Source organism: Streptomyces sp. BV286 (genome assembly GCF_019090165.1).
Taxonomy (GTDB): Bacteria; Actinomycetota; Actinomycetes; order Streptomycetales; family Streptomycetaceae; genus Streptomyces.
Map to the genome: position 1 here is coordinate 103,591 of NZ_JAHRIB010000141.1, position 12,161 is coordinate 115,751.

Genomic DNA, 12,161 nt, shown 5'->3' on the forward strand with positions numbered 1-12,161 from the left:
GCACCTCGTGGATGGTTGACGTGCCTTGGCCGGTCTCCTGGCTGACGGGTACCACCGCCCGTGCTCCGCCTTCCCGGGTCCGAGGACCCAGTGGCTGCCCGCGAGGGCTGGAGCCGGACTTCCCGATCACAGTGGCGAGGGCCGCACCGGCATCACACCGGATTTCCCGTTCACCAAGGCGTGGTGACAGTAGTGCGCGTACAGGGGTGGTGACAAGCGGCCCTCAGGGGCGCGAGGGTGGTGACGGGGCGCACGCCGATCCCCCCCGGGTGGGAACGGAACGGCGGCCCGGCCGCCCCGCTCATCAGCCGACGCCTCCGGCATGGCGCCTGCCGAAACGTGGGCGGAGGACCTGACGCGGTGGGGCGTACGACTGCACGGCCGCCGGCTGCGGGCCCGGCCGACGCGGTGACCGTACGCGTAAGGGGTGGCGAAGTGCTGCGCAGCGAGGGGCCGTTCGTGGTGACGAAGGAGTACGTCGCCGGTTGCGACGTTCTTGCGTGCGACAGCCTGGAGCAGCACGGCGGACGTCCGGTACGGGCCGGAGCCTGCGCGATGTCTTGACGTGCCCCTGGCAAGGTGACTCTATGGGAGCGCTCCCACTTCCCGAAACTCACGTTTCTTGGCGCTCACTTTCTGGAGTCGCAGTGAGAAGAGCAAGAAGCACGACACGAAAGAACCTCGTCAGCGCCCTGCTGGCCGGGCTGGCCAGCCTCCTGGGGCTCGTCGTCCTCGGCGCTCTCGTTCCGGCAGCCGCGCACGCCCAGTCGCCCGGCGCCCTCGCGACGGGCCTCCATATCGACGACGGCCGCCTCGTCGAGGGCAACGGCAACGACTTCGTCATGCGCGGGGTCAACCACGCCCACACCTGGTACCCGGGCGAGACGCAGTCGTTGGCCGACATCAAGGCACTCGGCGCCAACACGGTCCGCGTCGTCCTCTCCGACGGCCACCGCTGGACCAGGAACAGCCCCGAGGACGTCGCCGCCGTCATCGCCCAGTGCAAGGCCAACCGGCTGATCTGTGTGCTGGAGGTGCACGACACCACCGGCTACGGCGAGGAGGCCGCGGCCGGCACGCTCGACCACGCGGCCGACTACTGGATCAGCCTCAAGAGCGTGCTCGCCGGCCAGGAGAACTACGTCATCGTCAACATCGGCAACGAGCCCTGGGGCAACACCGACCCCGCCGGCTGGACCGATCCCACGATCGCCGCCGTCAAGAAGCTGCGCGGCGCCGGGTTCGAACACACCATCATGGTGGACGCACCCAACTGGGGCCAGGACTGGCAGGGCGTCATGCGCGCCAACGCCCGGTCCGTGTACGACGCCGACACCACCGGCAACCTGATCTTCTCGATCCACATGTACAGCGTCTACGACACCGCACAGGAGATCACCGACTACCTCAACGCCTTCGTCGACGCCGGACTGCCCATCCTCATAGGCGAGTTCGGCGGACCTCCCGACCAGTGGGGCGACCCGGACGAGGACACCATGATGGCCGCGGCGCAGCGGCTCAGGCTCGGCTACCTCGCCTGGTCCTGGAGCGGCAACACCGACCCGATCCTCGACCTCGCGATCGGCTTCGACCCCGACCGGCTCAGCTCCTGGGGCCAACGCATCTTCAACGGCGCCGACGGCATCGCCCAGACCTCCCGGGAAGCCACGGTCTTCGGCGGCGGCAACCCGGGCGACACCCAGGCCCCGACCACGCCCGGCGCCCCCCGTGCCTCCGCCGTGGGCGCCACGTCCGTGACCCTCAACTGGACCGCCGCGACCGACAACGTCGGTGTCACCGGCTACGACATCGTCCGGGTCAGCGGCAGCTCCGAGACCACGGTCGCCGCGTCGGCCGTCACCACGGCCACCGTGACCGGCCTCACCGCGGACACGGCGTACACCTTCGCCGTCTACGCCCGTGACGCGGCCGGAAACCGATCGACCCGCTCGGCGACGGTGAACGTCACCACCGACGAGGGCGGCGGCACCCCGGGCGCCGGCTGCTCCGTCGGATACCGCGTCGTCAACGAGTGGCCGGGCGGCTTCCAGGGCGAGATCACCATCCGCAACACCGGCACCGCCGCCGTCAGCGGCTGGAAGCTCGCCTTCACCTTCGCCAACGGCCAGACCGTCTCCAACATGTGGGGCGGAACCCCCACGCAGAGCGGTGGCACGGTGAGTGTCGCCCCCGCTTCCTACACCTCCACCATTCCCGTGAACGGCTCGGTCACCGTCGGCTTCACCGCCAACAAGGGCGCTGCCAACACCGCTCCGACCACGTTCACGCTCAACGGCACCACCTGCGCCACCGCTTGATCCGGCATGCGTAAGGGGCCGGCGGGGCGCAGTGACCCCGCCGGCCCTCACGCATCGCACACCCTCTTCAAGCCCTCCGGCCCGAGCCTGAGCGGGCCGCCGGGACCGTGCCTCCGGACCTACGGGTCTCCCGCGCCCAGGCCTTTCGGCTGAGGCCGAAGACTGCTCGCCGTCGCACAGGGTGCCCTCGACCCCGCCCCGGCCAACGCGGCCGAGGCCGCGGCGGGTGACGCCCGGTGGACCCGTACGACATCCGCCAACGGCTGGCGGATCGACCCCGACACCACCGCGGTCCACCACATCGAGGGAAGTGCCAGGTCCGTCTCCCACCCTCCACCCCAGGGCTTATCCACTACTGGCCGGCAGTGAGGGACTGTGGCCGCATCACGAGCAGATCGTGCGGGACATCCTCGTCGACTGTGAGGGAACCGTCGTCTGGGGTGGTGACCTGACTCCTGTGAAGCGGTCGCACTTCCACATCGCGGCCCGCCCCGGTGACAAGGTCCTGGCCCGGGTCGCGGCCAGGCTGGACAGCAGCAGGCACACCCCGTCCCGGGCGCAGACCGCCGGCATGGTGGCCGATCCCGCGGCGCCCGCACGCCGCGTCAAGGCCCGCCGCCTCCAGCGCGCCACGACCGGCTGAACGACCCGGCCCCGGAGCACGGGGCGTCGGTCAACATGCCCTGCCAGGCAGGACAGTTGACGGTGTGTCATGTCGCCTGGGGTCCACAGTGTGAGAACTGCGGTACGGGGCGGCGTCAGGGCAGTCGTTCCCCGATGGTCAGGCTGTTTCCGGGACCTGCTCGGCCGAGGTGTCGGCTGCAGCGGTCCCGGACGGCGTGTAGAACACGGAGGACCCCTGCTTGGTGCGCTGCACCTGGCCCTTGGCGACGAGCCCTTCCACCGTGGTGCGTACGACCTTGGGCTTGATCTCGCGGTCGGGGTGGGCCTCAGTCAGTGCCGTGGTGACCTCAGCGGACGAGCGGGGCTCGGACTGCTGGGCGAGGTGGTCACGGATGAGCTCGACGAGCGTGGGCTTGGCGGCGGCCGGCTTCGCGGCGGCGGGATCAGCCGCGGCAGCCTTGGTGGCGGCCTTGGTGGCGGCCTTGGGCGCGGCGGCCTTCACGGCCGGCTTCGCCGCGGGCTTGGCGGCGGCGGGCTTGGCAGCAGCCTTCGTGGCGGTGGCCTTCTTGCGCCGGCCCGCCGTGGCCTGACGCGGCACTGACGGCTTGGGCGTGGAGCCCTTCCCGGTGCTCCGGGCGGCCTGCGGAAGGTCGTTCTCGCCGCCCAGTGCCCGCTGCAGCTCCGCCAACAGGGTCCGGTCGTGCTGGAGCGCGCTCAACTGCTCCTCGAGCGCGGCCACTTCGGCGCCGATTCGTTCCTGCTCCTTGGTGTTGCGCTCGAGGTCCGCGGCCACTTGAGCGGCGTACTGGGTCTTGAGTTCCGTGGTGGCCGATTCGACTTCGGACATGGCAGCTACCTCTCCTCATACATCGGATGGTGTTGGGGCCGGATGCTACTCGCATCATCCCGGCCATGATCCCGAATGTGTCCGAACCACCCTTGTGGGTCCGTGGTTTCGAACATGGCGCTGTGGGCTGCACAGGTGCGGGCAGAACCGTAGGCGCGGGGTGCCGGCCGTCCTCGCCCGACGATGTCTCGATTTCAACCTTCAAGGTGACAAGAGCGGGTGGCCCGCATGCTTCTGCCTGCGTGTTCCATGATCACGCCCCGGGTGTGACCCCTGCGTGGACCCCGGGTGTTCCTGGACCTCAGGAGCATGGTCAACCAGGCGGGTCACCCCATCCGCACCTGTTTCGTTACGACCGACACCCTTGACAGCGTGCGTACTGTTTCGCGACGTTTGATCCTTGTCGAATACTTCGGGTACCGGCTGTCGGGCGGGCCGCGAAGGCTTCGGTGACGTGGGTGGGGAGTTGGCCGTGGGAGCGGCCAGGACGCGTACACCGCGTCCATGGGGGAATGGGGGGCGATCATCCATGCGATCCATGAGCTGTGATTCACGCGCCACACGATGCAGCACGGTGTGCACCTCGACCGGTACGTCCTTCGCGAAGACCGCGGAAGGGCGGTCGATCTGAGGTGGACATCAGCATTCACAGACCGGAGTCACTGAGTGGTTCGCTGCGCGAGGCATGGCACCGGGCGGCGGACGAGTCACCCGGCTACGCCAACCCCTTCCTGTCGCCGGAGTTCGCGGCCGGCATCGGCGGGTTTCGCGGCGGCGCACGAGTGGCGGTCCTGAGCGAAGGCACCGAGGCCGTGGGCTTCTTCCCGTACGAGCGCACGTCCCTCGGTGTCGGACGGGCCGTCGGACTCGGCCTGTCCGACTGCCAGGCACTCGTGCACCGGCCCGGGGTCACCTGGGACGCCCAGGAACTGCTGCGGGCCTGCGGGCTGTCCGTCTTCGAGTTCGACCACCTCGTCGAGGAGCAGAAACCGTTCGACCGCTATGTCACGGGGACGTTCGCGTCACCGGTCGTCGACCTCAAGACGGGTGAGGGCGGGTACGCGCAGTGGCTGCGGGGCGCGTACCCGGGGCTGGCCAAGACGACGCTGAAGAAGGAACGCCGACTGGGGCGTGATCTGGGGGAGGTGAGGTTCGTGTTCGACGAGCGCGACCCCGCGATGCTGCGCACGCTCATGCAGTGGAAGTCCGCCCAGTACCGCAGGACGTCACGCATGGACCGGTTCGCGCGGCCGTGGATCGTGAACGTCGTGGAGCACCTGTTCCGCGTCCGGGAGGAGCACTTCACCGGTGTCCTCTCCGTGGTGTATGCGGGCGACCGGCCGGTGGCCGCACACTTCGGGCCGAGATCGCGGACGGTGTTTGCGGCCTGGTTCACCGCGTACGACCCCGAACTGAGCTACTACTCACCCGGGTTGATCATGCACCTCCGGATGGCGGAGGCGGCGGGCCGTGAGGGTGTGCGGGTCATGGACCTCGGCCGCGGTGAGAAGGAGTACAAGGACTGGCTCAAGACCCGCGAACTGCGGGTGGGGGAGGGGTTCGTGAGCCGCTCCCACCCGGTCGCGACGGCGCACCGGCTGTGGCGCAGACCGGTACGGGGCCTGCGGAACACGGTCCTGGCCCATCCCCGGTTGAGGGAGCCCGCCGACCGGCTGCTGAAGACGGTCGGCGCACTGCGCACCTCCGGCGGGACGGGCTCCGGGCGAGAGCGCTCAGGCCGGGCGGACCCCGCCCGGACGGGTTCCGACCGGGCAGGGCCCCGCGCACGCTGAGCAGTCGTCTCCGCGGCCCGCCCATACCCGGCATCCGCGCCGAGGCAGTGTCGTCGCCGTCATGCGCCAGAGCACGCGTTCCTCCCTTCCCGCCGCCGGACGGCGAGCGCCTGCCCGGCGGCAGCCGGTCGGTGCACCTCGCCCGGCGGTCGTGAGAACGCGCTGAGCCCTTCGGGCAACCCCTGCACGGCCCTTCCACGGAAGAGGTGACGGATGCCGTACGGATCGCGGCTCGCGGCGATGATGACACGGCGGCTCGGACGGGAATGTGTCTACACCCCCTCGGCGCGGCTGGCGCTGTACCTGGCGCTGAGGCGCTGGTGCAGGCCGGGCGGCCGAGTCCTGATGTCGCCGGTGAACGACGACGTGATCCTCTTCGTGGTCCTCGCGGCCGGACTGCGCCCCGTGCAGGCCCCGGTGTCCGTGTGGGACGGCAACATCGACCCGGCCGCGGTGCCGGAGTCCACCTGGCGGAGCGTCGACGCCGTCCTGACCACGAACCTGTACGGGCTCCCGGACCGGGTCGCGGAACTGAGCGCCCGCTGCGACGCGTTGGGCATCCCCCTGATCGAGGACGCGGCGCACGCCATCGGCACGCATGTGGACGGGCAGCCGATCGGCACCTTCGGAAGGGCTGCGGCGTTCAGTCTGTCCAAGCACGTGGCCGGGATGGCCGGCGGGTTCCTCGCCGTGGAGGACGCGCGTACCCGACGGGAGGTGGAGTTGCTGCGCGACGATCTCCTGGAGCCGGGCCGACTGGCCGGCGACCTGGCCGCGGCCCTGCGACCACTGGCGCGCTCCGCCGTACGAGCTCTCCACCTGGTGCGCCCGGCATGGCGGACGATGCAGAGCCTCGGGATGCTGGAACGCGACGACTACCGCATGGCCCTGCACGCCCCACGACTCGCCCTGAGCTCCCGCGACACGCCGAGCCTGACGGCGTACGAACCATGGGTGCGGGTCGACCTGCACGACTACCGCTCCCGCCACGGAGCGCTGGTCCGGGGTCAGTTGATGCTGCGGACGGCGCTCCTGGACGCCGGTCTCGCCCGGCGCAGGGCCGGTGTCGCGCAGCTCTCGGGCACCGCCTGGGCCTCGCCCGCGCTTCGCGACCGCGCGGCACACCACGGGGCCCTGCCCCTCTTCCGCGTTCCACTGCTGGTCCACGACCGCGACGGGCTGGTGGAACGTCTGGTACGGCACGGAGTGGTGTCCGGCTACATCTACGACCCCCCGCTCGACGACTACGCGGGCGCGGAGTTCGTCGAGCCGTCCCCCGATCCTGCGGCCGCCCGCTGGTTCGCCTCACATGTGCTTCCGGCCGATCCTCTGCTGGCCCGTACGATCACCGGCGCCCTGACGAGGGAAGGGGCGACCACGGCCCACCCTCCGGCCCCGGCGCCGGTTCCGGACACCACACCGCCGTCGCCCCTGGGGCAGTGAGGCGGGAACGATCTCGCGGGGCACATCACCACAAGACCATGGGCCGAGGTGCGACCTGCGCCGAAAGGCCACTCACACCGCCGGGCACGGAGGTCGGCGTCCCGCGCCTGCTGAAACCCGGCCGGTGGGCGTGTCAGAGGCCGTTGTCCGCCGTGTCCCCGAGTGAGCTGTCGGGCTTGCCCAGGGACCATCCGGAGATGTCCGCGAGCCGGCCGCGCCACAGCGGCATGAGCACGGGGCCGCCCGCCCCGACGACACTGGTGGCATCACGCAGGTGAATCCACTGCGGCAGCCGCTCCGGGACCCGGCGCCCCTGCTTGTCGACGACGGCCTGGTCCACCTGCTCCGGGAAGCGTTCCAGCAGCTGTGCGCCGGCTCCGTCCACGCCGTGCAGGTTGCGCGCCCAGTCGGTCGTCCACGCCTTGTGCGAGATCAGATCGCCGTAGAGGAGCCCACCCCCGATGACCAGGGTGATCGGCAGAGCCGCCTCCGGGTCCTGGGCCACCAGCCGTACCAGCATCTGCAGTTGGAGATCCGGCACGTGCTCGGTCACGGTCGGCGCCGCCGACTCGCGGAGCGGGTCCAGCTCGTCACTCACGATTCTGCTCGTCCTTTCGATCCCGTGACAATCGGAACAGGGAGGGGTTCGTGGCGGAGACGGCCGTCACGCGGTGAGGAGGCCGCTGCGCAGCCGGTTGAGCGTGCGGGTGAGGAGACGGGAGATGTGCATCTGGGACAGGTTCAGTTCCCGGCCGATCTCCGCCTGGGTCATCTCCTGGCCGAAGCGCATCTCGATGATGGTCCGCTCCCGCTCGTCGAGGTCCTGCAGCAGGGGGCCGAGCGTGTGCAGGTCCTCGAACAGGTCCATCGCCGGGTCGGCCTCGCCCAGGGTGTCCGCGTACTTGGGACCGCCGTCGCTGGACTCGTCGTCGCCACCGGGAGTGTCGATGGAGCCGGCGATGTAACCGTTGGCAGCCACGAGACCCTCGATCACCTCGTCCTCGGACAGATCCAGGTGGGCCGCGAGTTCCTTGACCGTGGGCGGACGGTTCAGCGCGGTGCCGAGCTCTTCCTTGCTCTTGGCGAGAGCGACACGCAGCTCCTGCAGACGGCGCGGGACGTGCACGGCCCAGGTGGTGTCCCGGAAGAAGCGCTTGATCTCGCCGACGATGTAGGGAATGGCGAACGAGGTGAACTCGACCTCGCGCGACAGGTCGAAGCGGTCGATGGCCTTGATGAGGCCGATGGTGCCGACCTGGATGACATCCTCCATGTCACCGCTGCCCCGGTTCCGGAACCGGCGGGCCGCGAAGTTCACCAGGGAGAGGTTCATCTCGATCAGCGTGTTCCGGGCGTACTGGTATTCGTGCGACCCCTCTTCCAGGGCCTGCAGCCGGTCGAGGAACAGCCGGGACAGCACGCGCGCGTCCTTGGGCGCGACCTTGCCCCCGTCCTCGATCCACGGCAGGTCACCCGTGAGCTCCGGCGCTGCGCTGCCGCAGTCTGTGGCTTCGCGGGCGTTCACGGAGGAAATCACGGTGCCGCCTTAAATAGAAAGCAAGTTGGTCGTCTCCTGCCCGGCTTGCCCGCAAGCATGTGCGCCGTGTCAGGCCGTTCTCGCGCGCGCTGTCCCGTGGTGCGAAAGCGGTGCCCTCCGATGCGTGCGTGACGGGGTCGGACCCTCCGGCCGAACCTCTCGGGGTCAGGGGCACATCTGCCCCTGGGCGGGATCAGGGTGGCTGTCGCGTTTGCCACTCCTGGCTCCGGGTGCAGTCGCGGCCGGAGTACAGTCTGCTCGCCGCGCCCCGCGCCGGACCGGGCAGCGCGGCCTTCCTTGTCTTCTTCGAGTGCCGGCCGGTGACCCCATGACCAGTACGCAGGACCAGCCGGAGACGGCCTCACACCCGCTCGGCACACGCGCCTCGCCGATGTTCGAGGAGCGGTCGGAGCGAATACGGCGGCGGCTGGAGAGACTCATCGGCATCGCCGCGACCGAGGGCAACGCCCTGACCGCGCTGCGCAACGGCGACGAGATCTTCGCCGCGATGCTGGCACGCATCCGGTCCGCGGAACACACCGTGGACATGATGACCTTCGTCTACTGGAAGGGCGACGTCGCCCGCGAGTTCGCGCAGTCGCTCGCCGAGCGCGCCCGGGCAGGGGTGCGGGTACGGCTGCTGCTGGACGGCTTCGGCAGCCGGCTGATCGAGAAGGACCTGCTGGCGGCGATGGAGGAGGCCGGCGTGCAGGTGGCGTGGTTCCGCAAGCCCCTCGCCCTGTCGCCGTTCAAGCAGAACCACCGCTGTCACCGCAAGGTCCTGGTCGTCGACGAGCAGACGGCCTTCACCGGTGGGGTGGGGATCGCGGAGGAGTGGTGCGGTGACGCGCGCAACGAGCACGAGTGGCGTGACACCCACGTCGAGGTCCGCGGTCCGGCGGTCGACGGCCTCGCCGCCGCGTTCGCACAGAACTGGGCCGAGTGCCACGAGGAACTTTTCGATGCCCGTGACCGGTTCGTCGCGCACAGCCCCCAGGGCGACGCCGTGGTGCAGGTGGTGCGCGGCTCGGCCAGCTTCGGCTGGCAGGACATGCAGACCCTGCTCCGGGTGATGCTGGAGTCGGCGGAGGAGCGCTTCCGGCTGGCCACCGCGTACTTCTCGCCGGACGCGTACTTCATCGAGCTGCTGTGTGCGACCGCCCGCCGGGGCGTGGAGGTGGAGATCCTGCTGCCCGGCCCGCACACGGACAAGCGGGTCTGCCAGCTGGCCGGCCAGCACTACTACGAGGACCTGACGGCCTGCGGTGTGAAGATCCACCAGTACCAGCCGACGATGATGCATGCCAAGGTCATCACCGTCGACCGGGTCGCCGCGCTGGTCGGCTCGACCAACTTCAACCGACGCTCGCTCGACCACGACGAGGAGATCATGCTCGCCGTGCTGGACGAGGAGTTCACGTCCACCCTCGACGCCCACTTCGACGAGGACGTGGCAGCCAGCACCCTGATCAGCCCGGGACGCTGGAAGCGCCGTTCCGTGGTGCAGCGAGCCCGGGAAGCGGCCGTCATACCCATCCGCCGCTATCTGTGACACCGGTTCCCCCGGCCGCCGTGCCGACCGGCCGCCCGCCCACCCGCTGAGCCGCCCGCGGCCGGGCATGGGCAGGCGTGCCCGGCCCGGCCAGGTCCTTGCACGACGGTGTTCCGGCCGCTCCGGGGGCGCACGGAGGGCTCACGGGAGCGGAACGTGCACGAGTGTGCGCCTCGCAGCGTCGGCCGGCCGGCCTCCGTGGAGCGCCGACTCTTGCTGGGGGTGGAACCTTGCTGGATCCTCGTCTTCCAAGTGGCGTTGTGCACACGGCCTGATGCGAGGTGGCTGCTGGCGACATGCCCGGCAGACCAGTGGCGCGGCGGGGTTCGTGGCACGCCTGTGCCGGGAGGCAGCATGGTGGAGCGGGACCCGATGTATCAGCGGCGAAGGCTGCGTATTCGGCTCCGGCAAGCACGTGAACAGGCCGGTATGCGCCAGAAGGACGTGGCTGTCGCCATGGACTGGTCGCTCTCGAAGCTTCTGCGCATCGAGGCGGGGACGGTCGGGATCTCCGTCAACGACCTGAAGATCCTTCTCCAGTACTACGGCATCACGGACCCGCAGGACGTCGCCTCGCTGGTGGACATGGCGCGCGTCTCCTACCGGGAGCTGGGCTGGTGGAGCCCTTACCGGGAGGCCATCTCGGCCCAGTTCCAGGAGTTCCTGGGCCACGAGTCCTCGGCGTCCCAGATTCGCAACTTCGAGCCGCTCATGGTACCGGGGCTGCTCCAGACGGAGGAGTACGCCGCCGCGGTCCTCGCCAACTACGCGGAGCCCCACACGCAGCGATTACTGGAGCTGCGCAAGGAGCGGCAGGAGAAGATCTTCCGCACCGGCGAGAAGGAGCTTCACTTCATACTCGACGAGAACGTCATCAGCCGTACGGTCGGTGACAAGCGGGTCATGAGGCAGCAGCTGCGGATGTTGCAGGAAGTGATCTCCCTGCCGCACGTCACCCTGCGGATCATCCCTTTCAGCGCGGGCGTGTATCCCTACTGGGACCTCCCGTACGTGATCTTCGAGTTTCCCGTCCCGGACGACGGCGCGGTGCTGTACATCGAGCGGGCGAAGAACCAGACCTTCATCACCAACGAAGGGCCCGGAGAGCGAGGGGTGTACTCACCCGCGCGATTCCTCGAGAAGTTCTGGCAGTTGGAACAGCTGGCCACCCTCGAGGACGCTCCGCGGATGGTGGACCGGGCCCTCGGCCGCTTCCTTGACGAGCCCAACTGAGGTGCTCGCCCCGAGTTCGCCGAGGGCACGCTTCAATACCTGTTCATCCACCGTCCGAAAGAGGGTGCTGGGCCATGCGGCCGGCGAAGACGGCCCACGACGCGTGGGAGAAATGCAGAAGGGGTCGATCGGGATCCTTGGAGTCCCTTACCCACACGTCATTCGCGCGGGCGACTTCGACACAGTTCTCCGAACCGCTGGCCGAACTCTTGAACCATTCAAGAGGTACTGCTTCAGAGCGCACTGGCGCGACCCTCCATGCTGTGGAAAAGCGAAGAGGACCGCCTGGTCGGCATGGGTTTCGGGAACCGAGCCGGCCGGGCGATCCAGGTGGTGCGCCGTTTATAGCAGTCGCATACACCACGGCGGGCGTCGCAAGGTCTCTATTCGGCAACCGTTTAACCCGCTCGGCGGTCCCGGGTGCGAGCGCCGGGCGTGGCGGGCTGCCCCAACGGGCGGCACCCGAACATCAGTTCCTGTTGGTGGGTGCCGGTTGCCGACTTGCCACCGGTCGTCCTGGCAGGTCGTGTGGGCAGACGGCCGCATGGCACGCGGCTCTGATTCGGCAAGGGATCCATCAAAAAGACACTTGGCACACAGGAATGCATCATCCATACTGGAGGAGTAATCGCTGCGCTTCTTCATGGGCAGTGCGGTGCGATCGACGGCCATCGGTCGCATCAGTAGTCAAAAGCCGTTCCACTGGACTCAGCAGAGCCGGTGGAACGGCTCCTTCCTTTTTATGTGCAAGAAATTTCTAGTGTATTCACCGTTGCGCATGCCAGAATTAATAGTGTCCATCTGTCTCTCGTCG

General features: G+C 69.1%; 10 protein-coding genes and 1 riboswitch. Of the genes, 6 read left to right on the top strand and 4 right to left on the bottom strand.

Annotated elements, in window-relative coordinates; all coding sequences use genetic code 11:
• Window positions 1–9: 9 nt before the first annotated feature.
• A riboswitch (cobalamin riboswitch) is annotated at window positions 10–193 on the bottom strand.
• Window positions 194–647: 454 nt separating this feature from the next.
• Together KUF83_RS20265 and KUF83_RS20270 are read left to right on the top strand one after the other, a co-directional pair.
• Window positions 648–2,318 carry a cellulase family glycosylhydrolase gene (locus KUF83_RS20265; protein ID WP_217456148.1) on the top strand — a complete coding sequence of 557 codons (1,671 nt, stop codon included), beginning with the start codon at window positions 648–650 and terminating at the stop codon, window positions 2,316–2,318.
• 310 nt (window positions 2,319–2,628) lie between these two features.
• Window positions 2,629–2,961 carry a hypothetical protein gene (locus KUF83_RS20270; protein WP_217456149.1) on the top strand — a complete coding sequence of 111 codons (333 nt, stop codon included), beginning with the start codon at window positions 2,629–2,631 and terminating at the stop codon, window positions 2,959–2,961.
• A 138-nt stretch (window positions 2,962–3,099) separates the two neighbouring features.
• Here the strand turns inward: KUF83_RS20270 and KUF83_RS20275 are convergent, their stop codons facing one another.
• A complete protein-coding gene (locus KUF83_RS20275) occupies window positions 3,100–3,789 on the bottom strand; it encodes a BlaI/MecI/CopY family transcriptional regulator (RefSeq protein ID WP_217456150.1) in 690 nt (229 codons plus the stop codon).
• A 632-nt stretch (window positions 3,790–4,421) separates the two neighbouring features.
• On the opposite strand from KUF83_RS20275, the gene KUF83_RS20280 reads away from it, so the two are divergent.
• Together KUF83_RS20280 and KUF83_RS20285 are read left to right on the top strand one after the other, a co-directional pair.
• Window positions 4,422–5,582: a GNAT family N-acetyltransferase gene (locus tag KUF83_RS20280; RefSeq protein WP_217456151.1), complete on the top strand. Its 1,161-nt coding sequence runs from the start codon at window positions 4,422–4,424 to the stop codon at window positions 5,580–5,582.
• Between the two features lie 213 nt (window positions 5,583–5,795).
• Window positions 5,796–7,025, top strand: a complete 1,230-nt coding sequence (locus KUF83_RS20285; protein WP_217456152.1) for a DegT/DnrJ/EryC1/StrS family aminotransferase — start codon at window positions 5,796–5,798, stop codon at window positions 7,023–7,025.
• 133 nt (window positions 7,026–7,158) lie between these two features.
• On the opposite strand, the gene KUF83_RS20290 is transcribed toward KUF83_RS20285, so the two are convergent.
• Both KUF83_RS20290 and KUF83_RS20295 read right to left on the bottom strand, forming a co-directional pair.
• Entirely contained in the window at window positions 7,159–7,623 is a 465-nt protein-coding gene (locus KUF83_RS20290) for a hypothetical protein (protein WP_217456153.1), read from the bottom strand.
• Window positions 7,624–7,689: 66 nt separating this feature from the next.
• Complete coding sequence (locus KUF83_RS20295; protein ID WP_217456478.1) at window positions 7,690–8,550, bottom strand: RNA polymerase sigma factor SigF; 861 nt, start codon at window positions 8,548–8,550, stop codon at window positions 7,690–7,692.
• Between the two features lie 340 nt (window positions 8,551–8,890).
• Here KUF83_RS20295 and KUF83_RS20300 point away from each other — a divergent pair, with 340 nt between their 5' ends.
• Window positions 8,891–10,114, top strand: coding sequence for a phospholipase D-like domain-containing protein (locus tag KUF83_RS20300; protein ID WP_217456154.1), 1,224 nt, complete (start codon window positions 8,891–8,893; stop codon window positions 10,112–10,114).
• A gap of 372 nt (window positions 10,115–10,486) precedes the next feature.
• The gene (locus tag KUF83_RS20305; protein ID WP_302828532.1) at window positions 10,487–11,347 is read left to right on the top strand and encodes a helix-turn-helix transcriptional regulator; all 861 of its coding nucleotides are present in this window, start codon (window positions 10,487–10,489) and stop codon (window positions 11,345–11,347) included.
• Between the two features lie 43 nt (window positions 11,348–11,390).
• Here KUF83_RS20305 and KUF83_RS42825 read toward each other — a convergent pair whose 3' ends face one another.
• Window positions 11,391–11,711 carry a DUF397 domain-containing protein gene (locus KUF83_RS42825; RefSeq protein WP_308403069.1) on the bottom strand — a complete coding sequence of 107 codons (321 nt, stop codon included), beginning with the start codon at window positions 11,709–11,711 and terminating at the stop codon, window positions 11,391–11,393.
• Window positions 11,712–12,161: the final 450 nt, after the last annotated feature.